This is a genomic window from Paenibacillus sp. HW567, from assembly GCF_000374185.1.
Lineage (GTDB): Bacteria > Bacillota > Bacilli > Paenibacillales > Paenibacillaceae > Paenibacillus_AQ.
In genome coordinates, this window is record NZ_KB910518.1 from 445,032 (window position 1) to 469,914 (window position 24,883).

Genomic DNA, 24,883 nt, shown 5'->3' on the forward strand with positions numbered 1-24,883 from the left:
GTATGAGCGCTATGAGAAGAATTCATGCACGGGTTCGAAAGGTTTGCAGGGTGGTAATTATATGAAATTTAGAGCTCGGGATAGATCATTTCAAGAGTGCTTGTCAAAGCCAGTGCCTGGCCCGGTTCCAAGATGATCATGCCTGTAAAAGAAGCATCCTTGGGCAAATTCGGTGCATCCGGGAGCCAGGTATAAGGTTCTATGCACAGAAATTGTTCGGCTTGCCCTTTCGTATATATCACCCAGTGACGGAAGAAGTCCTGGTCTGCGGTATAGCGGAGTCCATAGCCGTCATCACGCATCAGCAGAGCCTCTGCAGGCTGCTGCTCTCGTATCCGCAATACGGTGTCAAGGTCAGTGTTCTTCAGGCTCATGCCTTGCGGTAGTGCCTTCAAATCATCCAGAGGCAGCAGATTGCCGCTCGTCAGCAGCTCATCGTTCAGCTCATAGACAGCTTCAGCCGGGAGCTGCAGCTTCCAGCGGTCAGGCTCGCCATCAAGCATGAACCAGGTGTGATATCCGATGCCAAAAGGAATACGCTTGTCTCCTAAATGCGTGACCTTGAGGGTCTGCCGGAGCCGGTTATCCTGAAGGCGGAACGTCATTTCGAATCTAAGCGGAGCGGGGAATTGTTCCATCCAATGTGCATCATCAGTGGTAGTGAATTCCGTTGTTACCGCACAGCCGTCTTCATCCTCTTCAATATCGCTGACGCACCACGACTGTATCCGGTGGAGCCCGTGAATATGGTTGCCTTCCGCCGTATTCTGTTCGAATTGATAGCTTGTGCCTTCAAATTGAAATCTTCCCTGACGGATTCGTCCGGGGGGAACCAGGAGCGGAATGCCGAAATGATATGGCTTCTGCATATAATATTCCAGGTCGCTTTCATCGGGCCGGCGCAGAATTTCCCGGTTCTCCTTACGGTCCAAGAGCGAAATGACGTTGTTGCCCAGTCGCGGCAAAAGCGTGACTTCCAGCTCGCGGCTATGCAGAATGTACGTATCATAACCGCCCCACTGCCCTTTGGTCACCTGTTTCATGAGATATATGCTCCTTTGAAATAACTGTGATCTGATTCAAACACGAATAACCTTATCATACCAGATTTATATTCCCGTGGTTAAGTCATTTGACAACTTCTCTGTATCGCACTATGATGAATGCATTCATGAAAATGACAATGTGATGACAGGGACAAGTAAGCGGCAAGCGTGCCTTCAGAAAGCCGGTGGTTGATGCGAACCGGCGGGATGCAGCCGTCCGAATGGACCCATGAGCGCCGCGATTGAACAGGCCTTCAGAAGCCTGAGTAGACCGGCCGGCTCTTCCCCGTTAGAGGAAGTTAAGGCAGCTTGCTTATGCCTCTTCAAGGGGGATTGCAAGCAGCGAATAAGGGTGGCACCACGGTCTCACGTCCCTTGCGGATGTGGGGCTTTTTTGCGTGTTTCCTGAATCATATAACATCAAACGGAGGTAATATTATGGCTAAAAAAGTATTGTCCGGCATTCAGCCCAGCGGTTCACTCACCTTGGGCAACTACATCGGAGCGATCAAGAACTTCGTCAAGCTGCAGGAGGAGCATGAATGTTACTTCATGGTAGTGGATTTGCATGCGATTACGGTCTCCCAGGACCCTGCCGCACTGCGTGAACATTCGGAATCCGTAGCAGCGCTCTATCTTGCCGCAGGTATTGATCCGAAAATTTCGAATGTCTATATGCAGTCACATGTACCGCAGCATGCGGAGCTGGGCTGGATTGTGACGACGCTCACCGCAATGGGCGAGCTGGAACGGATGACACAGTTCAAGGACAAGTCCTCCGGTAAAGATTCTGTTGGCGCGGGATTGTTTGTATACCCCTCACTGATGGCAGCGGACATTCTGATCTATAATGCAGACCTGGTTCCTGTAGGAGAAGACCAGAAGCAGCATCTGGAGCTGACACGCGATTTGGCGGGACGCTTCAATCACCGGTTCGGTGAATTCTTCACTGTGCCCGAGCCGTATATTCCGGAAGTAGGCGCGCGTATTATGTCACTGGATGACGGCACCAAAAAAATGAGCAAAAGCAACCCGAATCCGGGCAGCTATATTGCACTGCTGGACCCGCCGGATGTTATCCGCAAAAAAATCAGCCGGGCGACAACCGACTCCGGGCGTGAGGTTATCTTTGATCCGGCGAACAAGCCGGAGATCAGCAACCTGATGAGCATTTACGCCGAATGCTCGGGACTGGCCCTGCAGCAGATTGCCGACCGGTACGAAGGGCAAATGTACGGGGGCTTCAAAAAGGATCTGGGAGAAGTTCTCGTGGCGACGCTTGAGCCCCTACAGCAGAAATATAAGGAAATCCGCAGCTCCGGCGCCCTGGGCGATATACTTGCTGAAGGCGCGGAGCGGGCGCGCGGAGTTGCCGCCCAGACACTTGCAGGTGTTAAAGAACGGATGGGATTCCTGCCGCTGCGTTAAGAGGACCGTTGTGCTGTAGCAGCTTCAGCCTTGCGTCTCCGTTTTGCCTTAACGATAAACCCCCAGCCAATATTGAATATGCACAAGACGCCAAGCAGCAGAGCCAGCCAGATATTATAGCTAATGGAGATGGAAGCTGCGGTAAGCATAAGAATGGAGGAGCACGCGAACCAGAGCGACAGGCCTTTACCCATAAACGCAGCCTTCTTTCTTGATCAGAATAGAGTGAATAGAGCGAATCCCGGAGCGCTAAGTGCGCTGCGGGATTTTGTATTTTTGTAATAGTGAAATCGCTTTATGGTGATTGTGCCCTATACAACAGCGGGCGTCAAGCTGAAAAAAAAGCGCCCGCAGCACGGACGCCTTCCCAGCAAAGCTATAGCTTCATCGACCCCGGATCAATGGCGAACCGTTCATCCAGCTTTTCACTGCTGAGCCAGCCCACGTAGGTATGGAGTGGATGATATTGCTTATCCATAACAAGCACTGCGACGAACGGAAATTGCTTGCGGTGTAAATAACGCACATCTCCCCAGCGTACAATATAACCTGAGGGCAGCACCTCGACTTCAGCTACCGCATAGGAGGTAAAGTACAGAAAGGACTGAATGTCCGGATGGGTCTTGGAGTGCTCAACCGCCGGATGAGTGGAGCATACCGCATGCTTGAACCATTCAAGCTTTCTCCCGTTTAGCTGTCCGACATTGTAGCTCCCGTCCGGCTTAACCTTCACTACATTCCAGCGCGTAGGAGAAACGGTGGGAATCACAATGTAGCGTTCACCGGCCCGATGATGTGTATCTTTATTCCGGATATTTCTTGTAAGGCGTGAATGGACCAGAGTCCGCCAAATGTAGTAAAGCGCAGTGACGCTGTACAAGGTGATGAACAAGGGGGCCGGAGGAATCATCCCGCTGATCCAGAGTATAATTGCCGCTGAGTGGCTGCCAAAAATAAACGGATCGAAGATGTGGATAATGTTCCAGGCAATCCACTTCTCAGTGAAGGGACGCGCAGCCTGGGTGCCGTAAGTATTGAACAGATCAGAGAATACGTGGACGGCCACCCCGATGAAGCTCCACAGCGCGATGTGGCTCAGGAAATGAACATTTGTGAACCCGAATAACGGTCCGATGACCAGTGTGATCAAAGCGGGCCACAGCAGTAGAAAAGGCAAAGAATGCGTGATTCCCCGGTGGTTGCGGATATACATCGCATTCCCCTTCAGGCGAAGCGCAGTATCGGCATCGGGTGCCTGAGAAGCAAGTACAGTAGCGACCATAACGGCTCCGGCCAGCGTCGGGTGGGAGGCGACAACGGGATCGACGAAGGAAAGTCCGGCGAGTCCCAGGCCCATAACAAAGTGTGTAGCGGTATCCATTGGTCAGATCTCCTTTGTACGTAGGTTCTCTATTAATTACTACCCAATTTCATGTCCAGTTATTTAGAGCGGGCTAAATAAATTTTGTCACGTAATTGTCAAATTGATGAACGTTAACGTCAATGATTGTCAAAGTATTTTGCGGTTTGTTATGATAAAGTTAACAGCGAAGCAAATATCATTCTCGATATAGATCGTTAAAAGTCCCAAAGAAGGAGGAACACCAAACGTGGACAATCATATGAGATATCAGGCTTCATCCGATTCCGCGGCTCTGTCCGCCAAATCGCCCAAGGAAGGCGCAAGCTGGCGCGATTTCATTACAGTGACGAAACCCGGCATTATCCGCTCCAATCTGATCGCTGCTTTTGCAGGCTACTGGGTGGCTTCGGGCTGGGATGTGCAATATGGACGTTTAATCCTGACTCTGCTTGGCACGATGCTGGTTATGGCTTCGGCCTGCGTATTTAATAACTATTTCGACCGTGACCTGGATATGAAGATGGAAAGAACGCGTGAGCGCGGTCTTCCAACGGGAAGACTCAAGCCGAATACCGTGCTGCTCTACGCCATCGGTCTTGGGATAGCCGGGCTGGCAGTGCTGTTCGCCTTCTCGGGCGTATTGGCCGGATTGTTCGGCATCGTCGGCATGTTCGTTTACGTAGTAGTGTACACCCTTTGGCTGAAAAGAACATCTACATGGAGCACATCGGTAGGGGCCATCTCCGGCGCTATGCCTCCGGTTATAGGATATGTGGCAGTCACCGGAAAGGTTGATTTGGGTGCATGGCTGCTGTTCGCTATGCTGTTTCTCTGGCAGCCGCCTCATTTCTGGGCGCTCGGCATCCGCCGCAAGGAGGAATACAGAGCGGCGGGATTCCCGCTCCTTCCGGTCGTTAAGGGAACACGTCGCACCAAGCTGCAGATGATCCCTTATGTGGCGCTCCTGCTGCCGGTACCGGTGCTGATGTATGTGTATGATTATGCGGGCATCTTTTACCTCGTTATCTCTGCGGGCTTATCGCTCGGCTGGCTGTACTTAACCCTGAAGGGTTTAACGGCAAAGGATGACGAAGCCTGGGCGAAGCAAAATTTCCTCTTCTCCATTAATTACCTGACGGTCAGTCTGATTGCGCTTGTACTGAACACGATTCACGGTTAAGTGAGGAGAGTGTCCTGTGCAGACCTTGAAACGGTACAAATGGACGTGGCTTCTGCTCCTGCTGGCAGTGGGCATGCCATTGATCTGGCGGCTATTTCTTTAAGCAATGGTACACGGAAGCTGCCGGTCCTCGGGAAAATGCAGGACTTCTCACTTGAGAATGTGGACGGGAAGCAGGTTACTGGTGCATTGAATAAATTATTACGTCAATAAAGTAATTTGAGACGGAAAAACGCCTTGTCCGGTTTTCTGCGTCCTGCGCAAGAAACGGAGCAAGGCGTTTTTTTGCCCTCATTCATATGAGGCTAAGGTTCCAAATAAGGCAAAGGCGGGGGATAGAGGATGAACTCTTCAAGCCCGGCTTTTTCAAGCTGTGTGATGCTGTATTCATCAGGGGTGCCCTCCACTCCGGCGTAACCTCTTCTGGTATAAATGTGAACGGCATCGGGGAAGGCATCGCCTAAGACACCGCGTATTCTTTTGCCTGAGCTGTCATTGTCCATATACAGATATACTTCCCTGTCTCCTATATTGCGCCGCAATGTTTCAAGCTTAAGGGTGTTAAGTGTTCCGTAAGTACACTGGATATCGACTTCCGGTGCGAGCAGCCGCCGTAATCTGCTGCGGTCATTTTTACCTTCTACAATGATGGTGATGGGCATATTCTGTCAGCCTCCCCCGGTGGTGATGTGTCTTTGATGATATTTTACCTAAGAGTTGTACTTTTTAATAGTCAATAAGCATTATGGAATCATTCCCCGGGAAATGTCGTAAAAAGCAACAATCACCCGGCGGGTGCTGCTGGCCGGGTGATTGCAGGCTTAGCGATTCGGCAAATACAGACAAGCTGGCAGAACGTCAGATTTACAATGGTGGAGTAGGGGCTTGGGATGCCCGAAGGACGGAAGGCGGAAGGCGTGGAGCGATCCTCCCTCAGGTCCCCCCCTTCTCAGAGGGGGTTCGTTCTTAAATTGGCGTTTGGCTCGGCGTTACGGACTGAGTTGCGCTTCATTCGTCTGAGAGTCACGGCTTGGGTATGTTACGGACACCACGGGCCTTATGGTCGAATGTTGCGCTCCTAAACGTTCCTTTGGGAGACCATAAGCGCCCCTCGGTCCGCTAAGCCGCAACAAATGGCGTTTTCTTGAAAATAACGGCTCTCCGGTCCGTACGGAGCCGACTCCGCTGCTGCGGTTTCTCTTAACCAATCCCTGTGTGTATGACCTCACCCACTGATTTAGCTCTGATGCTGGGCTAGAATATTCCGGCATTCTGAATAATTACCAGCAGGATATACAGCACCAGAATGCTAGTTGTTGAAGTCCGGCATACAGGAGCTAGGGGGTGCCGGGTACGGGTTGGTGCGCAATGTGTGAAATCAAGCTGCGGGATTATTCCATTCCGCGCGGTATGACTGCAGCTTGCCGGAGCCTCTGGGCGGAAGCAGCAGAATGGCGGTCATCAGCAGCACAAAGGCAATGAAGTAGGGAGAGACGAAGCCCCGCAATTGTCCGGCGGCAACCGGCCCGGCAAACGCGCCGAGCGACATGGCAATGGACTGGAATGAAAAGGTGCGGCCCATCCGCCCCTCGCCGCCCAGACTAATGAAGAGCGAGGCCATGGCCGGAAAGAGCACACCCTTAGCTGCTCCGAGCAGGAAGAGAATTGCACCCGCGGGAATACTTCGGAATGCAGCCAGCGAAAAGAAGCAGAGCGCCATGCCCAGCAGAGCAGCGGCGATTCTTATCCCCGGTGCAAGCCGGTTGAGGAAAAAGAGGCTAAGCGTCACAAGGGCTCCCAGGCTAAGGAGGGACAGCAGGATTCCGGTTGACAGCAATCCCTTGCTTCCCTGTGACAAAGGAAGCTCGAAGAACAGCACACCTTGCGAGCAGGAGACGAAAAAGGGCAGCAGGTAGTAACGTTTTGTAACCGGGGCGGGCTGCCGCTCATCTCTGAGGGAGGGCGCTTCTGATGGCAGCGCCGGCTTGGCAGCGGGCATGATCCGCGAATGCTTCGGCACGCTGAAGTAAGCCATGACGCCGGTGGCAATCAGCAGCCAGCCGAGCGTGCTGAAGGTGCCGGAGTATCCGGCCTTCGCCACAATATACGCGCCGGCGGCCGGAGAAACGACCGAGGCAAGCGTATGGACGATTCCGTGACCGGACATGTATTTGCCTTGGGTCGCGGGATCGGAGGAGAGTGAGGCCAGCAGTGTCATACAGGCCGGAGAGAGGAAGGCCAGAACGAAGCCGCTGGCTGCGCGCAGCAGCAGCAGATGCCAGGGAAGCTGCACGTGGGACTGCAGCAGCAGAAGGGCTCCTGCTGCCGTGAGCGCAAAGACAATATAGCGGCGGCTGCCGTTGCGGTCGACCAGCACACCAGCCAGCAGATTGCCGGGAAGATGAGTCAGCGAATACATGCCCATCATCCAGCCGATAAAGGCCGGTCCTGCGCCCAGCGATAGGGCAAAGGGGGTCAGAATAGGGTACTGGGCATGCAGGTCGAAGAAGGCCAGAAAGAGGAACAAGTACAGCCACAGCGCGGTTTTCACGAAAAAAACACCTCCACAAGGCCAGTCTCCGCACCACAGGGGCGCAGGCAGGCGCTTTTTCGAAATGTAAGGCAGGCACGTATTTGCTAAGAATGACCTACTTGTACTCTACGTGAGTCCAGGGGGGCTTATACCATTTTATTGATGTGTTGCTTGTACTAGGCCGCACTACAATGAATTATAAGAAGCATTCATGTATAATAATCAGTATTAATGAAATGTCCCGGGGACAGGCTCCCTGCAGTGACGAATTTTGGCGATAGGGGTGTTGTGAAATTGATGGATCCGGCAGTGTGGTCACAGTTCATCAGAGAGAATTGGCTGGTTATCGTTATTGCGCTTGTTCTGCTGTTCGCGGTGATTAATCTGATCAAGACCGTTCTGAAGTGGGGGATTGTTATTGCTATCGTCGCAGGTCTATTCATTTACAGCGGGGTTACGATGGATCAAATTGGAAACGCTGTGAATAAGGTGGCCGACGAAACGATTAGCACGCTGAAGAGCGAAGCGCAGGACGTTATGCTGAAGGAAGCGAAGGAAGCCAAATATACCTCCGGCGGTGACGGCACCTTTACGATTACAACGCCCAATCTTGAAGTGAAGGGTGCGGCTGGCAATGACAAAGTGGAAGTTGTATTCCGCGGTGTCAGCCTGGGCAAGTGGAGCATTACGGACACCACCAACACCTTTATTGATGAAGCCAAGAAAAATCAGTAATGAATTTTGTACGAATGGAAAGGCGGGACAAACATGCTTAACGGATGGATAAACAGCCTTAGCGATGCCAACATGATTTCAATCCTCCTTCTGCTGGTTGTCCTTTTTTCACTGCTGCAGGGCTGGAGCCGGGGCTTCGCAAGAGCGGCCGGAGGATTGTTCGGCCTGCTCGGGAATGGACTGCTTGCTGCTCTTGCACTGGCAATGGCCATTCCTGCGGCAATGTATCTGTCGCCTCTGGCAGGAGCCTGGGCCTCAGAAATCGTGCTGCCGGACACTAAGCTTAGCGGATGGCAGCAATTGTATTACACAGCGGTCTCTGTCCTGGCCGGATCGCCGCTTGTGCGCTTTCTGCTGCTTCTATTAATTTCCTACAGCCTGACTCGGCTGCTGCTCGGACTGCTGTTCATGCTGCTGCCGTTCCGGCTGCCTCGCCTGCATTCAAGGGGGACGAACCGGAGGATTACGGGAGCCAGCCGTCTTAGCGGCGCACTCATCGGCGGTGTGATCGGGCTTGCGCGCGGCCTCATCCTTGTTCTCATTCTTTACATTGCTGTGGGTCTGAACCCGGACAGCGGCTTCAGCCGTTATGTGGAATCCTCGCCTGTTTACAGCCAGAGTGCGGCTGCGGTGTTCGAGCCGCTTGCCGGAGAGGATGTGCGGAGCAAGCTGCCTGTGCTTACTAAGGCGGTTACGGCAGAGATGAACGATATTCTGCGGCGGAAATATGAAGTGATTGACCACGAAATTTCGCCCGATATTGAGGGGGCTGCCGCAGATATTGCCGGACAAGCCAAGGGAGAAGAGGACAAAGCCAAGCTGCTGTATGACTGGGTAGGCTCGCGGGTTGCCTATGATTACGGGAAGGCACAGAACTACGAGCAGAACCGCATCTGGCATGAGCAGACGCCGCAGGATACCTTTGATACCCGGCTTGGAGTTTGCATTGATTACGCCCGCCTCTATGCGGTGATGGCCCGCTCGCAGGGGCTTCAGGTTCGTGTGGTCACGGGTCAGGGGTACGATGGTCAGGGCGGATACGGGTCGCATGCCTGGAATGAGGTCTATCTTGCTGACCGAAAGGCTTGGATTCCGCTGGATTCCACCTGGGCGCGCAGCGGAGACTGGTTCAACCCCAAGGATTTTGACAAAACCCATATCAAAGAAAACGTGCTGTGAGGAGGAAGCGGAAGGCCCGGAATCTATGGTACAATAACAGGGCATGCCGGGCAGCCTTGAAGACTGCGGTTTTGGGTCTGATCAGGTTATATCTGGAACGCACACGTTCAGTATTTAAAGTTCGCTAGGATAAGGAGAGAATTCGCCGTGAAATGGTTTCACCTGCCGGGAAAATACCCGGATGGAGATCATGGCCGAAGCACACCTAGTCTGCGCATAAATCTATTTTTCTTCGGCACTTTTTTCATTTTTTGCGTAATTATTGTCCGTCTTGCCACACTGCAGTTTGTGGAAGCTGAAGCATTGACCGAAGTGGAAACGAGCCAGGAAACGAAGAATGTTCCGCTCTCTGCGATCCGGGGGAATATTTATGCCGCCGGCGGGGAGAGCATTGCTTACAATACTTCCACCCAGTCACTCTATATCACATTAACCAAAGACTATACGGAAAAAATCAAGAATAAAGATACCAAGGAATTTGAATTTTCGGAAAAAGCCAAAGCGAACACCGCTTCTCTGACAGCAAGATTAGAATCAGTCTTCAAGCAATACGGCGATCCGGCCGGCAAAAAACTGACACAAGATGATATTGCTGTCCTGCTTGATCTCGATTTCAAAAAAGCGCTGGGCTTCTATCCGCGTAAAATCAAGTCAGGTCTGACAACGAAGGAAGTTGCCCATTTCATGGAGCACAGGGATCAGTATCCTGGGCTGTCAATTGTAGAGGAAGTCGCCCGCCATTACGACAAGGACCTGGTCGCTGTGCAGACGGTTGGTTATATCAAGCCTTTTAAATCCTCAAATATTCTGCCAATGTACGTGAACATCCGCAATGCAATGAAGGAAAATAATGCTGATCCCGGCTTAGCCTATAAAGAGGATGAATTTGTTGGCTTCTATGGATTGGAACAACAGTACCAGCGTGAGCTCAGAGGGAAAAATGGTTATCAGACCCTATCGGTGAATCCGCAGAATATGGCGGAGGAGGTCATCGCATCCGTGCCGCCTGTCAAGGGGAACGACATCTGGATGACGATCAACAAGAACATACAGCAAAAAACCGAGCAGGCAATTATGGATCAGATCCGCTGGCTGCACACCCATCCGGTACAGGGGAAACTCCACCCCGATGCCCTGATCGGTTATGCTGTTGCAATGGAAGTGGACACCGGCAATGTAGTGGCGATAGCCAGCATGCCTGACTATGACACCAATATATGGACAGCCGATAAACTGGCCCCTGCGGTGTATGATCAAATTAAGAATAACTATCTGAACGGCACAATTACCGATACCACTTCCGGAATTTCCGGCAATGGCCTTAAGTCCATAATATATCTGGGTTCCACCATCAAACCGTTAAGTGTGTTAATCGGTCTGAATGAGGGTCTTTTCTCCACAACGGACACTTACAACGACACAGGAATTGCTTATTTCGGCAAGGACGACAGTTCTTCGGTAAGCAATTCCTCAGGCCATGTGCTGGGAGCGCTGGACCCGGCGAAGGCGATTCAGGAATCGTCAAATGCCTTTATGGTTGATATGGTTGGCGACCCGCTGTACAAGAAATACCCGGAAAAGGGAATTGAGGTCTGGGACAAATATATGAAGGCCTTCGGCCTTGGAGTTTCCACGGAAAGCGGTCTGCCGGGTGAAAGTGCAGGGGTTATCGACTATAAGGATACGAAGCGGGCCGGCAGTGCTCAGGCTGCCCTGGTCCATGCTTCCTTCGGGCAGAAGGGGAAATATACGGCACTGCAGTTAGCCCAGTATACGGCAACCCTTGCCAATGAGGGAGAGCGGATCAAACCGCAGCTCGTCAGCAAGATTACCGATGCCGACGGTAAGACCGTCAAGGAGTTTCATCGTGAAGTGCTGAGCAAGATTTCATTTGATCCTTCCTATTGGAAGGAGATCAAGCAAGGAATGAATACGACCGTCAAAGCATTTGACGGATTCCCTTATGATTTTGCCCGCAAAACAGGCACCTCGGAAATGGAAGCCTACGGAGTCGTTCGTGACAACGGCGTATTTATTGCCTACGCCCCCCGAGAGCATCCCAAGCTGGCTGTGGCTGTAGTTATCCCTGAGGGTGGTTTTGGCTCGAACAGCGCCGCCCCGGTAGCGCGTAAAATATTTGATGCCTACGACTGGGAATACGGGCTAAGCGGTGTGCCTAAGAAGACCCTGGCCCCGGTTCAGGAGTCAACGCAATAATGAATGGTTTATTTTAAGATGTAGAGGAGTGAAAAACTGTGAGTGTTTTCCGAAAGCAGGCCTCACCTCAGGATGAGCCGGACAGCAAGAGCTCGCTTGGCCTGCGGCTGAACGTGTTTTTCTTTAGCACGTTCATTATCTTTTGCGTTATCATTGTCCGTCTTGCCGTTGTTCAGTTTGTGGAAGGCCCCACTTTAACAGAGGTGGAGACCAGCCGTGATACTAAAAATGTTCCGCTCGCAGCACTGCGGGGGGTTATCCATGCGGCTGCCGGTGAAGAGATCGCTTATTCGACTTCGGTTCAGTCCCTTTACATTACGCTTACCAAGGAATACACGGCCAAGGTTACGGATAAGGCTACAGGGGTAACCTCGCTTACTCCGGAGGCCAGGGCCAATGCGTTCGCGCTTGCGACTAAGCTGGTGGAACAATTCAACAAATACGGCGATCCTAACGGAGAGAAGCTGACAGTTAATAATGTAATCAGTTCAATGGATTTGAATTTCAAGAAATATTCCGGCTATATGGCGCGGCGGATCAAAGCGGGGCTTACCTCGAAAGAGGTCGCCTATTTCATGGAGCACAAGGATGAATTTCCGGGGCTTGAGGTGGTGGAGGAAAGCAACCGCCATTATGACAAGGACTCGGTCGCTGTACAGACGGTTGGCTATATTAAGCCTTTTAAATCCTCGAACAGCTTGAATATTTATAAGAATATTCAGAATGCGATGAAGAAAATCGACGCAGACCCGGGACTGGCTTATAAGGATGATGAATTTGTCGGATTTGACGGCCTGGAGCTGCAGTACCAGAGAGAGCTGCGCGGCAAAAACGGCTATCAGGTAATTTCCGTCAATCCGCAGAATATGGCCGAGAAGGTTGAGAAGGTCGTACCTCCCGTTAAAGGGAATGATCTTTGGATGACGATTAATAAGAACATCCAGATGAAGACCGAGCAGGCTATCACCGATCAGATTAGTTGGCTCCACTCGCATGCCGTACAGGGCAAAACCCATCCGAATGCCATCACCGGCTACGCCGTTGCGATGGAAGTGGATACAGGAAATATCGTTGCCATGGCCAGCATGCCGGACTATGATACCAATGTGTGGACATCAGGCTCACTGCCAACTGATGTATGGAACAGAATTATCAATAATTATCAGAACGGAACCATTAATCCGATTTCATCGGGGATTTCAGGCAATGGCCTCCGGTCGGTACTGCTAATGGGTTCAACGATTAAGCCGTTAAGCGTGCTGATAGGTCTGAATGAGGGTTTATTTAGCACCTCCACTGTTTACAACGACACAGGCAGCACCTCGTTCGGTAAGGCAGGACATGAAACTAAGGTCAGAAATTCTTCCGGCCACGTGTACGGATCTATGGACCCGGCGAGAGCAATCGAGAAATCCTCCAATGTTTTTATGGTCGATATGGTGGGCAAGAAGCTGTATGACAAATATGGCAACAAGGGTATTGAGATCTGGGATAAGTATATGAAGGAATTTGGTCTAGGCGTATCTACACAAAGCGGCCTGCCGAATGAATTCCTTGGACAGATCAACTACACCAATACGAAGGCGGCGGGCAGTGCCCAGGCGGCATTGGTCTATGCTTCTTTTGGTCAACAGGGAAGCTACACAACGCTGCAGCTTGCACAGTATGCTTCTACCCTTGCCAATGAAGGCATTCGGATCAAGCCGCAACTGGTCAGTAAAATCACCGATCCAAATGGCAACGTGGTGAAGACCTTCGGCCGTGAGGAGCTGGATAAAGTCACCACGTTCGACAAGTCCTTCTGGAGAGAAATCAAAAAAGGGATGAACAGTGACGTGTCCGCATTTTCTGATTTTCCGTATGATTTTGCCCGCAAGACAGGAACCTCACAGCAGCAAGCCAAAGGTGAGTTACGCGATAACGGGGTGTTCATTGCCTTTGCTCCGCGCGAGAATCCCAAGCTGGCTGTAGCCGTAATTATTCCTGAGGGCGGATTCGGCTCTAACAGCGCCGCGCCGGTGGCCCGCAAAATTTTTGACGCTTATGATTGGGAATACGGGCTTGATGGCGTACCTAAGAAAAGCTTGAAAACTGCTGATCCCGCAAACGGTGGTGCAACCAATGCACCTGCCGGCAGTACAACGGGCAACTGATTCACACATACAAGAATGGAGGGGTGGCAAATGACTGCCAAATACCGCCTGCTGGCATTGGATATGGATGGAACCCTGCTGAATGATGAGCAGCAAATTACCCCGAAGACAGTGGAATGGATTCGAAAAGCAATGGATGCGGGCGTTCATGTCTGCCTGTCCACAGGACGCTCTTCCCGCAGTGCTATGCCTTACGCAGAGCAGCTTGGGCTTAAGACTCCGATGATCATGGTCAACGGCAGTGAAGTATGGCGTGCGCCGTATGAGCTGTACCGCCGTTCGCTGATGGACATGATGCTGGTCAAGAAGATGCATAAGATTGCCGAAGAGCATGGCATTTGGTTCTGGGCTTATTCGGTGGAGGAGGTCTACAACAAGGATACCTGGGATGGCGATATTGAGGGCAGAGAGTGGCTCAAGTTCGGATATTCCACAGAGGATGACGAAATCCGCCACAAGGTGCTGATGCAGCTTCAGGATCTGGGCGGGCTCGAAATTACCAATTCCACGCCATATAATCTGGAAATTAATCCGCTGGGCGTGAACAAGGCTTCCGGCATACGCGAGGTCTGCAAGCTGCTGGGCCTTGAGATGTCGCAGGTTGTCGCTGTCGGTGACAGTCTGAACGATCTGGCTGCTATACAGCAGGCCGGGTTCGGTGTAGCGATGGGCAACGCGCAGGAGGTTGTGAAGCAGGAAGCGGATGCTGTGGTAGCGACGAATAATCATGACGGCATCGCGGAAGTGATTCAAAAGTATATTTTGACAGAGGTCGAGGCTTCAGCCACACCATCATCATCAAAACTTTAGGAGTTGACGGATATGGCGATTCTGGGGTGGGTTTTGATTATTGCTTTGTTCGCCGTGGGTCTGGCCGGGGCGGTATATCCGATCCTGCCGGGGGCGCTGGCGATTTATCTGGCCTTTTTCGTATACGGCTGGTTCTTCTCCTTCGATCCGTTCGGCGCCGGGTTCTGGATTACCCAGACATTGATCGTCGTAGTGCTGTTTGTGGCTGATTATGTGGTGGGGGCCTGGGGTGTCAAAAAATTCGGGGGCTCCCGCGCCTCGGTCATCGGCAGCACGATTGGCATTATCGTCGGCCCGTTCCTCATTCCGGCGTTTGGCCTCATTATCGGGCCGTTTGTCGGCGCATTTGCCGGTGAATTGATCGCCGGCTCGAAGCCTGGCAAGGCCCTGAAGGTCAGCTTCGGTTCATTGCTCGGCTTGTTCAGCAGCACGGTTGTCAAAATCGTGCTGCAAATTGCCATGGTCGTCCTCTTCTTTATCTGGATTGGCCGGTATTAATTTAACAGCGAAGAAGGCGAAATAGTTTGTCCACCAAGAAAGAGTCTTTTGTCAAAGGCACGCTTATTCTGGCCGCGGCGGCGCTCGTGGCCCGCGTGCTTGGTCTGGCCCAGCGGGTGCCGCTGGAGCATTTATTCAATGATGTGGGGAATGCGTCATTTACACAGGCGAACAACGTGTACCTGATGCTGCTTCCGCTGGCGACGGCCGGCATTCCAAGCACGCTCAGCAAAATGGTCTCCGAGCGTTATGCCTTGAACCGCCCGGGTGAGGCGCAGCAGGTGTACCGTGCGGCGCTTATTTTTGCCGCGGTTGTCGGTGTGCTGATGAGCGTAATATTGTATATAGCCGCTCCATACTATGCGGAGTATACCAAGGTTCCCGAGAGTACACTGGCGATTCGCGCCATTGCCCCGGCGCTGCTGCTGTTTCCCTCCATCGCGATGATGCGCGGTTACTTCCAGGGGCGCAACAACATGATGGCCGGGGGGATCTCGCAGATTATTGAGCAGATTGCCCGGGTGTCTACCGCAATTCTGCTGGCCTTTATTCTGCTGCACCAGGGCTACAGCAATACCTGGATGGCGGCGGGCGCTTCCTTCGGGAGCGTGCTCGGCAGCATCGGCGCCTTTGCCGTAATGCTGTATTATGCAAGAAAAATGCGCCGCAGCGAGGAACAGAAATCTCTGTATGATTCAAGCGCAGCCCGTATCCCGCTGCTCAAAATCTACGGGGACATCTTTAAGCTGTCTATCCCGATTGTGCTCTCATCCGTTACCGTTCCGGTAGTGAATTTTATTGATACTTCGTTCATTGTTCCCCTGCTCAGCGGGCAAATTGGTATGGATGCAGCGACCCAGGCTTTGGGGATCTTTGGCAGCCGAGCACAGAGTGTGGCCGGTATTCCGCCGGTGTTGTCCATTGCGCTCAGCACTTCGCTGATTCCGATTATTTCGGCAGCCTATGCAAGACGCGATGAGGTGCATCTGAAACGCCAGATGACGCTGGCGCTGCGGATTTCGATTTTGACAGGAACACCGATTGTGCTCTCGCTGGTGGTAGCGGCGTATTCCGTGAACGGACTGCTGTTCAGCAGCCTGGACGGCAGCGGCATCGTGGCTATGCTGACACTGGGGACAATTTTCCAGATTACGATGATGACCACCAACTCCATTCTGCTGGGGATGGGCAAAGCACGAATTTCGATGTATTTTGTGCTGGCAGGCCTGCTTGTCAAGTTCGGCTCCAACTTCCTGCTCAGCCGTTTGTTCGGGATTTACGGCATTATTGCTGCCACAGCGCTGTGCTTCATTGTCATCACACTGCTTAACCTGAGAACACTCAAGACCATTATTCCGTTCGAGATTCTCGGCAAACGCTGGGGTGGCTTCGCTATTGCGGTACTAGCCTCCGGCGGGATCGGCTACGGTCTGAATGAAGCGGGAATATTGCTTACAGATATGATGCCTGCCCGGCTGGCTTTTCTGATCACCTGTCTTGCTGTGGGTGCCGCAGTAGTCATTGTGTATCTGGTGCTGCTGATCGTTCTGGGTGTGCTGAGCCGTCAGGAAATTGCCGGTTATCCGCGTATCCTGCAGAAGCTGCTGAACCCGCTGATGAAGCTGCAGCCTGAACGTGTGCGCGCGAACGAATAATGCTGTGATAATTGTCTTATTTTGGATTTTTGATTTGACTTATTCAGTACAATTTGCTTCACTTAAAGAAATCAACAAAGCTGATTTAACGAATAGGAAGGGACTGGTCAGTTTATGAATAAAATCAATTCTCCTGAGGAGTTTCAGGCAGCGGTTCAATCGCCCCGCCTGACTGTGGCAGTGTTCAAAGCCGATTGGTGCTCCGACTGCAAATTCATTGATCCGTTCATGCCGGAGGTAGAACAGAAATATACAGACCGCCTCACGCTGGTGGAAGTGGATGTGGATGCTGTGGGCGATGTCAGCCAGGAGCAGAATATCCTTGGCATTCCCAGCTTTGTAGCTTACGCAGATGGCCGTGAGCTGGTGAGGTTCGTTAACAAGCTGCGCAAATCGCGTGAGGAAATTGAGAACTTTCTGAACACGGCGTTTGAAGTTTACCAGAGCATACACAAGTAAGAGGACAACACCGCTTTCGCTTGATCCGAGCAGAAGCGGTGTTTTTTATAAAGTAATAAGTAGGATCGGGTTCGTAATTATCCTCTATAAAATGCTGCTTAGCGGCCTTGCAGGTCTGTTGTCGCTTGCTTCGATGATTGCTTTTTGGCGGCATGCGCGGGAGCAGCGGGTGCGGCGGGGTTCCGCAACTTAACATGGTTTACGGCGTTATATTCTTATATGGTGGTTTATCTTGGAGCTTATGTCAGTCATACAGGCATGAGGGATAGAGCCTTGCTTGAGGAGGAACGATAGAGTGGGATACGCAAATTTGCGCGAATGGATTGAACAGCTTCGCAAGGACAAGGATCTGGCTGTGATTGAAACACCGGTGGACCCTTATCTGGAGCTGGCGGAGATTCATCGGCGCATCGTACAGGAGGAAGGGCCGGCCCTGCTCTTCACAAATGTAAAAGGAACCCCCTTTCCGGTGGCCACGAATCTGTTCGGTACGGTCCGCAGAGCCAATGAGGCGTTCGGGACCCGTCCCGAGCAGCTAATGAGAACGCTGATGGACGCAGCAGAATCGCTGCTGCCGCCTACAACCTCCGGGTTATGGAAGGAAAAAGGGCTGATTTTTGATCTGCTGAAGGTCGGGACCCGGAATGTGCCGCAGGGCGAAGCGCCTGTGCTCGGAGTCTGCCGCAGTACCGATTCGCTTAAAGAATTGCCGCGCATTACTAGCTGGCAGGAGGACGGAGGTCCATATATCACCCTGCCGCTTGTCTATACAGAGAGCATAACTCACCCCAAAGATCATAACCTTGGAATGTACCGTATGCAGGTTTATGATGACAACACAACTGGGATACATTGGAAGAATCATAAGGGCGGCAGCTTTCATTACCGGGAGGCGGAGCTTCTCGGCGAGACCCTGCCGGTTTCGGTGTTTCTCGGCGGTCCTCCCGCTCTGATTGCTGCGGCAGCAGCTCCGATGCCGGAGCGGATGCCGGAGCTGCTGCTGGCCTCGCTCATCTTGGGCGGACGGCTGCCAATGGTCAAAGATCCGATGGGCGGGCATCGCATTCCTGCCGAAGCCGAATTTGCCATCCGCGGGCGGGTTGCCCCGCAGGAACGGCGTCCGGAAGGTCCATCCGGCGAGCACTATGGTTATTATTCCAAGCAGATTGATTATCCGGTTATGCATGTACAGCGCATTTGGCACCGCAAGGATGCAATCTACCCCGCAACCGTTACTGGGAAGCTGCACCAGGAGGATTATTATCTCAGGGAATACATACAAAGGCTGCTGTCTCCTGTCTACCCGCTGCTAATGCCTTCGGTCAAAGCGCTCTGGGAGTATTCGGAATGCGGCCCGCACTCATTGGCATCTGCTGTTGTGCGTGAGAGCTACCCAAGGGAAGGAATGGTTTCAGCTTTCCGCATTCTTGGGGAAGGCCAGCTCTCCTTGAGCAAATTTCTGCTGCTGACGGATGAACCGGTTGAGCTTACGGATTTCCCGAAGCTGCTGGAAACCGTACTGGAACGTTTCAATCCTGCAGTTGATCTGCATGTGTTCGGCGGCAGCAGAGGCGTTATGCTTGGAGTTGGTAACCCACTGCGTGCCCTTCCTCATGCCTACACAGAAGGGCTAATTCCGGGAATCCAGGAGGCAATTCCTTACTGTGGAGGATGCCTGGCCGTTTCCGGTGCATCCTATGAAGAAGACCCTGAGCTGCCTTCCCGTCTGGTTGCTGCACTGCGTGAGCGGGAAACCGCCTGGCCGCTTGTCATTTTGACAGATAACGCCAAGGCTGCGGTGCTCACACAGACTTCCTTCTTATGGACGGTGTTCACAAGGCTTGATCCGGCCAGCGATATTTATGCCGAGTCCGAGGTCAGACAGCATCAGATCAGCTACAAGCTGCCTATCGTCATAGATGCCCGGATGAAGCCGGGATATCCCCACGAGCTGGTTCCTTGTAAGGATATTGTCAAGCAGGTTGACCACAACTGGAAGATGTATTTCCCACAATGAGGAGGATGCAGTATGCTGCGGATATTACTGGGAGAACCGCCCCGCGAGAATAGCGGTGTGCTGGCCGAGGCCATAAATTATATGGCGAAATTCGCGTCCATGCTGCGCAAGGAAATGAATTCGCATGAGGACCGCCACCATGAATACCGCAAGCTGGAGATATGGACGCGCGGGCTGATCTCATCGCTTGATGAACTGGAGCAAAGCTGGTTCGCGGCTGCTTTTTTCCGGAAATCGGTGGTGGCCGGTTATATGGATGATATGTCGCCGCAGGAGCAGGGTGAATATTCCCGCTATGTTTATTTTTATAAAAACGGCTTCATCCGTGTCTTTTCGCTTCTGGACAAGCTGGGCACGGTGCTGAACAGTCTGTACGATCTGGATACCAGCAAAGTAAAGGTTCATTTCTCTTATTTCACTGTACTGCGCCAGTTCCGGCTGCATGAGGAGCATGAGGCGCTGGCTGACGAGCTGGAGAGAATCAAGAGCTCTTACCGGGAGCCGCTGGAGAATTTGCGCAAGCGCCGCAATGCTGAAATCCACTATATGAATGCTGAAATGCAGGATGATCTATGGCAGCGCCATCAGGGTTTACACGACAAAATTCATCTGGAGGATCTGGACAGCCATTTGGAGGATTTGAGGCAATGCCTGGAAATGGTTTGTACCACCCTGGGGGCATCCTTCAGGTACAGCATTAAGCAATGGGATAAGCTCACCTGCAGACCCTAAGGCAGAGCCTCTTAAGCAGTCAAAAGTTCCCTTTGACAAAAAACCTGAAACTTACTATACTTAGGCAAGCATTAGCATCTTACATGCTGCGGCAACTAATTTCATATCATAATCTTATCGAGAGCGGCGGAGGGATAGGCCCGATGAAGCCCGGCAACCGGTTTGCATGGAATGCGGAAATTGAATTCTATTCAAATGTCATGGTGCTAATTCCTACAATGCCGCGTGGTTTGCGGTCGTTGGCAGATGAGAAGGCACTTAATATAAACTCAAGGCCTCTTGCGATCTGCAATGATCGTTAAGAGGTTTTTTTAGCATCCGCGAGTAAGACTATGAAGGAGGGCAATAAGCTTGATAGAGCTGAAAGGTTTGACCAAATTGTACGGCAAAGACAGTAAAGCAGTAGCGGCACTCTCCGGGCTCAACCTGTCGATCCAAAAAGGTGAGATCTTTGGCGTGATCGGCCACTCCGGGGCTGGCAAAAGCACGCTGATCCGCTGCATTAACCTGCTTGAACGTCCCACGCAAGGCGAGGTTTGGGTAGACGGAGTGGAGTTAACGGCACTTCCCCAGAGACAGCTACAGGAGCAGCGGCGCAAGATCGGAATGATATTCCAGCATTTCAATCTGCTGTCTTCCGCGACAGTGTACGACAACATAGCTTTTCCGCTGCGGCTGACCGGTACTTCCAAAGCAAAGATTGAGAAGAAAGTTAAGGATCTTCTGGCCTTGGTGGGACTTGAAGAGCACCGCAACAAATATCCTGCCCAGCTATCCGGCGGACAAAAGCAGCGAGTAGGCGTAGCCCGGGCTTTGGCGTCTGACCCCGATGTGCTGCTCTGCGACGAAGCGACTTCAGCGCTTGATCCGCAGACCACGGATTCTATTCTGCGCTTGCTGCTCGACATTAACCGGAAGTTTCATCTGACCATCGTGCTGATTACTCATGAAATGCATGTCATTCAGAGTATTTGTGACCGGGTCGCCGTTATTCACGGCGGGGGGATTGTTGAACAGGGGAACGTGGCGCAGGTATTCCTGAAGCCGCAGCATGAAGTGACGAAGGAGTTCATCGGCAGCGAAACGCAGCAGGACGGACCGCTTCGGGCCGCGCTTGATGCGGTGCAAGGAGAATACACCCAGGCGGTTAAAATCACTTTTCTCGGACAAAAAACCTACGGGTCTACCTTATCCCAGGTGGCCCGTGGCACTGGAGTTAACTTTGCTATCCTGCAAGGAACGATCTCCACGCTTAAGGACGTGCCTTATGGCCAGCTCATTGTCCGCTTTGAGGGTTCCTCACAAGCCGTAGAAGCAACACTTGCTGAGCTTGCGGCGCAAGGACTTGATGTGGAGGTGCTTGTATAATGGGGAGCCTGGATTTTAGGAGTATTAACTGGCAAGAAATGCTGGATGCAACCGTAGCCACACTTCGAATGATTGCATATTCCGGGATTTTTACAATTATTCTTGGTTTACCACTCGGAATTATGTTATATTTATGGGGGAGATCAAATAACGCCTTTATCAGGGTTGTTTACTCGGTATTATCATTCATCGTGAATATTCTGCGTTCGGTGCCTTTTATCATCCTGATGGTGGCTTTAATTCCTTTAAGCAAATCAATTATGGGGACCTCCATTGGTGTGCTGGGAACTATTCCGGCGCTGGTGATCGGTGCGGCTCCGTTTTTTGCCAGACTTGTAGAGACGGCGCTGCGCGAGGTTGACCGGGGGGTAATTGAAGCCGCGCAGGGAATGGGAGCTTCCACCGGCCAAATCGTGTGGCGTGTGCTATTGCCTGAAGCCCGTCCAGGGTTGCTTGCCGGAGTGACCATTACGATTGTTACTTTGGTTTCTTACACAGCAATGTCGGGAATGATTGGCGGTGGAGGTCTGGGGGACTTAGCCATCCGCTACGGTTATTACCGTTATGAGAAGGAAGTTATGATTATCTCTGTCGTGCTGATGGTCATTCTGGTTCAGCTTCTGCAAATGGCCGGCGACAGGCTGGTTCAGCATTTTACCCGGAAATAAGGTACAACCATATAGCCTTATTCATACAAAACAATGATTAGAGGGGGAGATTTACAGATGAAAAAAGTAATGCTTACATTGTTCAGCTTGACCTTGGTATTGGTGCTGGCTGCTTGCGGCAATAACAATGCCAATAATGCGGCGAACTCCGCTGCCACGAATGCTCCGGCTGCGGATGCTTCTGCAGAGCCGACAACCGAGCCGTCTGCGGAGCCGGTAACTCTGGTAATTGGCGCATCGCCTAAGCCGCATGCTGAAATTCTGAAGGCGATTGCTCCGCTGCTGGAGAAGCAGGGCATTAAGCTGGAAATCAAAGAATTCACCGATTATATCCTGCCGAACACACAGCTTGCCGAGAAGGCGCTTGACGCTAACTTCTTCCAGCACAAGCCATACCTCGATGACCAGAATAAAAAGAACGGCACAGAGCTGGTACCTGTAGTTGCAGTTCACGTAGAACCATTCGGCGCTTATTCCAAAAAAATCAAATCTATTGACGAACTGGCTGACGGTGCAAAGGTAGCCATTCCGAACGATCCTACCAACGGTGGACGCGCACTGATCCTGCTGGCCAAGAACGGTCTGATCAAGCTGAAGGATGACACTAATATTACTTCGACTACCGCCGATATTACTGAAAATAAAAAGAATTTGAAGATTGTTGAGCTGGAAGCTGCAATGCTGCCACGCCAACTGGATGAAGTGGATCTTGCGCTGATCAATACCAACTATGCGCTGGAAGCTGGCCTTGTTCCAACCAAGGATGCTTTGTTCATCGAAGGTGGAGATTCTCCGTATGCCAACCTGCTGGTAGCGCGTCCTGACAACAAGGACTCCGACGCCATTCAGAAGCTGGCTGCTGCCCTGACCTCCCCGGAAGCCAAAGCCTTCATTGAAAAAGAATACCAAGGCTCGATCATCCCGGCATTCTAAACTGCTGATCCAGCCTGATTCAAACAGCAACAGAGCAAAACCCCGCATAGCCTTAGGCTTGCGGGGTTTTGCATGTGGCCGGGTTGTCCATGGTTGTGAAGTTCGTTATAATAAAAATGCTTAAAATTTAAAAAAATCCCGCTCTCTTCAGAGGAAGAGAACAGGATCGGTATGAAACGGGATTAGAATACTTGAACAACTTCTTCTACGCCTTCAACTTCTTCAAAGAGGGCGCGTTCGATCCCGGCTTTAAGCGTGATCGTGGAGCTTGGGCAACTGCCGCAGGCACCCATAAGCTTCAGCTTAACAATGCCGTCTTCGACATCAACCAGTTCCACGTCACCGCCATCGCGCTGCAGGAACGGACGAAGCTTATCAAGCACTTCCAGTACTTCATCATACATGGTGATGCTTTGTGCATTCTCACTCATTTCTCAATCACTCCTTTCGTATGCTTATTATAGTACAAAAATTTAAAAAATAAAATGGTTCGTAACAGAATAAGGAGAACAACATGAGACCACTTATTGAATTTTGTGCCAGCAATCTCAGTAACGGCACTGAGCAACTCAAAATCAAGCTTGAACAGAATCCCGAATACGACGTGATCGAATATGGATGTCTCAATAACTGCGGCCAATGCTACCTGCAGCCGTTCGCCATGCTTGACGGCGAGATCATTGAAGCCGAAACTCCGGAAGAGCTGGAAGCGGCCATTGAGGCTGCGATTAAGGAGCAGGAAGCCTGGGACAATCTGGAGATTGACTAGCTCAACCGCGATGGTCCTAGCCGAAATGGCGCTTCGACATCCAGAGCACGCCGCTCTTCAGCAGCCGGGGAACCCGCCCCATGACAGACCGGCGGCCCATCAGGCCGAAGCCGGCGTTTTTGCCGAGGGAGCCGAGAGTTCCTTTCAGCTTGATTTTGTGCAGCTTGGGGGTCTCGTTGCGCCATAAGGCTTGAATAATATTCGCTACCTGCTCGCCCTGTGCTCCTGCAGCCTGCGCACTGGGTGCAAAGGGCAGGCTGGCGCAGTCGCCAATGACATATACCTCAGGATAATCGGTCACATTGTAATGGGAGCCTACAATAATCCGTCCGCCCCGGTCCTTGGGCAGCTCAAGCTGCTGCACCACCTTTACCGGCTGAATGCCTCCGGTCCATACCGTTACATCCGCAGGGATAGCCTGGGTGCCATTGAAGATGGCATCCTTTTCGACGTGGGATACGGAGATTTGCCCCAGCGTTTCGACATGGTGCACTTTGAACCACTCCTCCACATACTGAGACAGCTTCGCCGGAAAGGAAGACAGCACACGCTCCCCCCGGTCCAGAATGGAGATATTCAGATCCGGGCGGCTTTCCCGCAGCTCTGCGGCTAGTTCCACTCCGCTTAATCCGCCGCCTACAATATTAACGCTTCCGTAAGGCTTCACATCGTTCAGCCGGCGGTACGTTTCACGTGTTCCCGAGAAGCTCTGGATGCTGCAGGTATACTTCTCTGCGCCCGGAATGTTGTGATAATTATCCGTGCAGCCCAGGGCAATCGCCAGGATATCATAGGCTACCGGCTCCCCGGTCTCCAGGAATACCAGACGGCTCTCCAGATCAATGGAGCCAACCTCACCGTAACGCACAGTCAGCCGGGGGTGAACCGGGAACTGGATGCGCAGATGGTAATCGGTAACTGTACCTGCTGCAAGCGCATAATACTCCGTCTTTATCCCCTGGTAAGGCATCCGGTCAATTAAAACCATTTCTACATCATGGGGAAGATGACTGCCCAGCAATTCCTGAATGAGGGCAAGTCCGCCGTAGCCGCCGCCCAGAACGAGTAATGTTCGCATGACATTTTCCTTTCGAATGAGGACATTGGTAATGGCATTGCAGCAGTTACCGGATAGACACC

24 protein-coding genes and 1 riboswitch are annotated in these 24,883 nt (G+C 51.9%); of the genes, 17 read left to right on the forward strand and 7 right to left on the reverse strand.

The annotated features are described in order from the left end of the window. Nucleotides 1–68 precede the first annotated feature (68 nt). Entirely contained in the window at nt 69–1,043 is a 975-nt protein-coding gene (locus B212_RS0102185) for an aldose 1-epimerase (RefSeq protein ID WP_019908660.1), read from the reverse strand. 441 nt (nt 1,044–1,484) lie between these two features. On the opposite strand from B212_RS0102185, the gene trpS reads away from it, so the two are divergent. Continuing rightward, the gene (gene trpS, locus B212_RS0102190) at nt 1,485–2,474 is read left to right on the forward strand and encodes a tryptophan--tRNA ligase (RefSeq protein ID WP_019908661.1); all 990 of its coding nucleotides are present in this window, start codon (nt 1,485–1,487) and stop codon (nt 2,472–2,474) included. Here trpS and B212_RS0102195 read toward each other — a convergent pair. Then, nucleotides 2,471–2,668 carry a hypothetical protein gene (locus B212_RS0102195; RefSeq protein ID WP_019908662.1) on the reverse strand — a complete coding sequence of 66 codons (198 nt, stop codon included), beginning with the start codon at nt 2,666–2,668 and terminating at the stop codon, nt 2,471–2,473. The two genes, trpS and B212_RS0102195, sit on opposite strands and share 4 nt — an antisense overlap. Nucleotides 2,669–2,850: 182 nt before the next feature. Next, on the reverse strand, nt 2,851–3,855 hold the full coding sequence (locus B212_RS0102200) for a metal-dependent hydrolase (RefSeq protein ID WP_019908663.1): 1,005 nt from the start codon (nt 3,853–3,855) through the stop codon (nt 2,851–2,853). A gap of 229 nt (nt 3,856–4,084) precedes the next feature. Here B212_RS0102200 and cyoE point away from each other — a divergent pair, with 229 nt between their 5' ends. Then, the gene (cyoE, locus tag B212_RS0102205; RefSeq protein WP_019908664.1) at nt 4,085–5,017 is read left to right on the forward strand and encodes a heme o synthase; all 933 of its coding nucleotides are present in this window, start codon (nt 4,085–4,087) and stop codon (nt 5,015–5,017) included. Between the two features lie 9 nt (nt 5,018–5,026). Next, nucleotides 5,027–5,230, forward strand: coding sequence for a hypothetical protein (locus B212_RS34260; protein ID WP_156830052.1), 204 nt, complete (start codon nt 5,027–5,029; stop codon nt 5,228–5,230). Between the two features lie 92 nt (nt 5,231–5,322). Here B212_RS34260 and B212_RS0102215 read toward each other — a convergent pair whose 3' ends face one another. Further along, complete coding sequence (locus tag B212_RS0102215) at nt 5,323–5,679, reverse strand: hypothetical protein (RefSeq protein WP_019908666.1); 357 nt, start codon at nt 5,677–5,679, stop codon at nt 5,323–5,325. Nucleotides 5,680–6,395: 716 nt separating this feature from the next. Further along, complete coding sequence (locus tag B212_RS0102220; RefSeq protein WP_019908668.1) at nt 6,396–7,568, reverse strand: MFS transporter; 1,173 nt, start codon at nt 7,566–7,568, stop codon at nt 6,396–6,398. Nucleotides 7,569–7,847: 279 nt separating this feature from the next. Between B212_RS0102220 and B212_RS0102225 the strand changes: the two genes are divergently transcribed. The 13 genes from B212_RS0102225 (at nt 7,848) to B212_RS0102290 (ending at nt 22,974) form a co-directional block, all read left to right on the forward strand. Beyond that, nucleotides 7,848–8,285, forward strand: coding sequence for a hypothetical protein (locus tag B212_RS0102225; RefSeq protein ID WP_019908669.1), 438 nt, complete (start codon nt 7,848–7,850; stop codon nt 8,283–8,285). A 33-nt stretch (nt 8,286–8,318) separates the two neighbouring features. Continuing rightward, a complete protein-coding gene (locus B212_RS0102230) occupies nt 8,319–9,464 on the forward strand; it encodes a transglutaminase-like domain-containing protein (RefSeq protein ID WP_019908670.1) in 1,146 nt (381 codons plus the stop codon). A gap of 147 nt (nt 9,465–9,611) precedes the next feature. Further along, on the forward strand, nt 9,612–11,681 hold the full coding sequence (locus tag B212_RS0102235; protein WP_019908672.1) for a peptidoglycan D,D-transpeptidase FtsI family protein: 2,070 nt from the start codon (nt 9,612–9,614) through the stop codon (nt 11,679–11,681). Nucleotides 11,682–11,719: 38 nt separating this feature from the next. Continuing rightward, the gene (locus B212_RS0102240) at nt 11,720–13,834 is read left to right on the forward strand and encodes a peptidoglycan D,D-transpeptidase FtsI family protein (protein WP_019908673.1); all 2,115 of its coding nucleotides are present in this window, start codon (nt 11,720–11,722) and stop codon (nt 13,832–13,834) included. Nucleotides 13,835–13,864: 30 nt separating this feature from the next. Next, nucleotides 13,865–14,644 carry a Cof-type HAD-IIB family hydrolase gene (locus tag B212_RS0102245; protein ID WP_019908675.1) on the forward strand — a complete coding sequence of 260 codons (780 nt, stop codon included), beginning with the start codon at nt 13,865–13,867 and terminating at the stop codon, nt 14,642–14,644. Between the two features lie 12 nt (nt 14,645–14,656). Continuing rightward, the gene (locus tag B212_RS0102250) at nt 14,657–15,142 is read left to right on the forward strand and encodes a DUF456 domain-containing protein (protein WP_019908676.1); all 486 of its coding nucleotides are present in this window, start codon (nt 14,657–14,659) and stop codon (nt 15,140–15,142) included. Between the two features lie 26 nt (nt 15,143–15,168). Beyond that, a complete protein-coding gene (locus B212_RS0102255; RefSeq protein ID WP_019908678.1) occupies nt 15,169–16,797 on the forward strand; it encodes a putative polysaccharide biosynthesis protein in 1,629 nt (542 codons plus the stop codon). Nucleotides 16,798–16,911: 114 nt separating this feature from the next. After that, nucleotides 16,912–17,256: a thioredoxin family protein gene (locus tag B212_RS0102260; RefSeq protein ID WP_019908680.1), complete on the forward strand. Its 345-nt coding sequence runs from the start codon at nt 16,912–16,914 to the stop codon at nt 17,254–17,256. Nucleotides 17,257–17,551: 295 nt separating this feature from the next. After that, a complete protein-coding gene (locus B212_RS0102265; protein WP_019908682.1) occupies nt 17,552–19,273 on the forward strand; it encodes a UbiD family decarboxylase in 1,722 nt (573 codons plus the stop codon). Nucleotides 19,274–19,285: 12 nt separating this feature from the next. Beyond that, a complete protein-coding gene (locus tag B212_RS0102270; protein ID WP_019908683.1) occupies nt 19,286–20,005 on the forward strand; it encodes a Cthe_2314 family HEPN domain-containing protein in 720 nt (239 codons plus the stop codon). Between the two features lie 111 nt (nt 20,006–20,116). Continuing rightward, nucleotides 20,117–20,258, forward strand: a riboswitch (SAM riboswitch). A gap of 98 nt (nt 20,259–20,356) precedes the next feature. After that, nucleotides 20,357–21,373, forward strand: a complete 1,017-nt coding sequence (locus B212_RS0102280) for a methionine ABC transporter ATP-binding protein (protein WP_019908685.1) — start codon at nt 20,357–20,359, stop codon at nt 21,371–21,373. Further along, nucleotides 21,373–22,041 carry a methionine ABC transporter permease gene (locus tag B212_RS0102285; protein WP_019908686.1) on the forward strand — a complete coding sequence of 223 codons (669 nt, stop codon included), beginning with the start codon at nt 21,373–21,375 and terminating at the stop codon, nt 22,039–22,041. The genes B212_RS0102280 and B212_RS0102285 overlap by 1 nt, the downstream gene beginning before the upstream one ends. A gap of 57 nt (nt 22,042–22,098) precedes the next feature. Beyond that, the gene (locus B212_RS0102290; RefSeq protein ID WP_019908687.1) at nt 22,099–22,974 is read left to right on the forward strand and encodes a MetQ/NlpA family ABC transporter substrate-binding protein; all 876 of its coding nucleotides are present in this window, start codon (nt 22,099–22,101) and stop codon (nt 22,972–22,974) included. A gap of 182 nt (nt 22,975–23,156) precedes the next feature. On the opposite strand, the gene B212_RS0102295 is transcribed toward B212_RS0102290, so the two are convergent. Then, complete coding sequence (locus B212_RS0102295) at nt 23,157–23,405, reverse strand: NifU family protein (protein ID WP_019908688.1); 249 nt, start codon at nt 23,403–23,405, stop codon at nt 23,157–23,159. A gap of 83 nt (nt 23,406–23,488) precedes the next feature. On the opposite strand from B212_RS0102295, the gene B212_RS0102300 reads away from it, so the two are divergent. Continuing rightward, entirely contained in the window at nt 23,489–23,743 is a 255-nt protein-coding gene (locus B212_RS0102300; protein WP_019908689.1) for a YuzB family protein, read from the forward strand. A 16-nt stretch (nt 23,744–23,759) separates the two neighbouring features. Here the strand turns inward: B212_RS0102300 and B212_RS0102305 are convergent, their stop codons facing one another. Then, the gene (locus B212_RS0102305; RefSeq protein ID WP_019908690.1) at nt 23,760–24,821 is read right to left on the reverse strand and encodes an NAD(P)/FAD-dependent oxidoreductase; all 1,062 of its coding nucleotides are present in this window, start codon (nt 24,819–24,821) and stop codon (nt 23,760–23,762) included. Nucleotides 24,822–24,883 lie beyond the last annotated feature (62 nt).

Excerpts from the sequence above, each read along its gene's own strand:
- B212_RS0102185 (WP_019908660.1), bottom strand. The coding sequence starts at position 1,043 with ATGAAACAGGTGACCAAAGGGCAGTGGGGCGGTTATGATACGTACATT.
- trpS (WP_019908661.1), top strand. The coding sequence starts at position 1,485 with ATGGCTAAAAAAGTATTGTCCGGCATTCAGCCCAGCGGTTCACTCACC.
- B212_RS0102195 (WP_019908662.1), bottom strand. The coding sequence starts at position 2,668 with ATGGGTAAAGGCCTGTCGCTCTGGTTCGCGTGCTCCTCCATTCTTATG.
- B212_RS0102200 (WP_019908663.1), bottom strand. The coding sequence starts at position 3,855 with ATGGATACCGCTACACACTTTGTTATGGGCCTGGGACTCGCCGGACTT.
- B212_RS0102215 (WP_019908666.1), bottom strand. The coding sequence starts at position 5,679 with ATGCCCATCACCATCATTGTAGAAGGTAAAAATGACCGCAGCAGATTA.
- B212_RS0102225 (WP_019908669.1), top strand. The coding sequence starts at position 7,848 with ATGGATCCGGCAGTGTGGTCACAGTTCATCAGAGAGAATTGGCTGGTT.
- B212_RS0102230 (WP_019908670.1), top strand. The coding sequence starts at position 8,319 with ATGCTTAACGGATGGATAAACAGCCTTAGCGATGCCAACATGATTTCA.
- B212_RS0102245 (WP_019908675.1), top strand. The coding sequence starts at position 13,865 with ATGACTGCCAAATACCGCCTGCTGGCATTGGATATGGATGGAACCCTG.
- B212_RS0102250 (WP_019908676.1), top strand. The coding sequence starts at position 14,657 with ATGGCGATTCTGGGGTGGGTTTTGATTATTGCTTTGTTCGCCGTGGGT.
- B212_RS0102260 (WP_019908680.1), top strand. The coding sequence starts at position 16,912 with ATGAATAAAATCAATTCTCCTGAGGAGTTTCAGGCAGCGGTTCAATCG.
- B212_RS0102270 (WP_019908683.1), top strand. The coding sequence starts at position 19,286 with ATGCTGCGGATATTACTGGGAGAACCGCCCCGCGAGAATAGCGGTGTG.
- B212_RS0102285 (WP_019908686.1), top strand. The coding sequence starts at position 21,373 with ATGGGGAGCCTGGATTTTAGGAGTATTAACTGGCAAGAAATGCTGGAT.
- B212_RS0102290 (WP_019908687.1), top strand. The coding sequence starts at position 22,099 with ATGAAAAAAGTAATGCTTACATTGTTCAGCTTGACCTTGGTATTGGTG.
- B212_RS0102295 (WP_019908688.1), bottom strand. The coding sequence starts at position 23,405 with ATGAGTGAGAATGCACAAAGCATCACCATGTATGATGAAGTACTGGAA.
- B212_RS0102300 (WP_019908689.1), top strand. The coding sequence starts at position 23,489 with ATGAGACCACTTATTGAATTTTGTGCCAGCAATCTCAGTAACGGCACT.
- B212_RS0102305 (WP_019908690.1), bottom strand. The coding sequence starts at position 24,821 with ATGCGAACATTACTCGTTCTGGGCGGCGGCTACGGCGGACTTGCCCTC.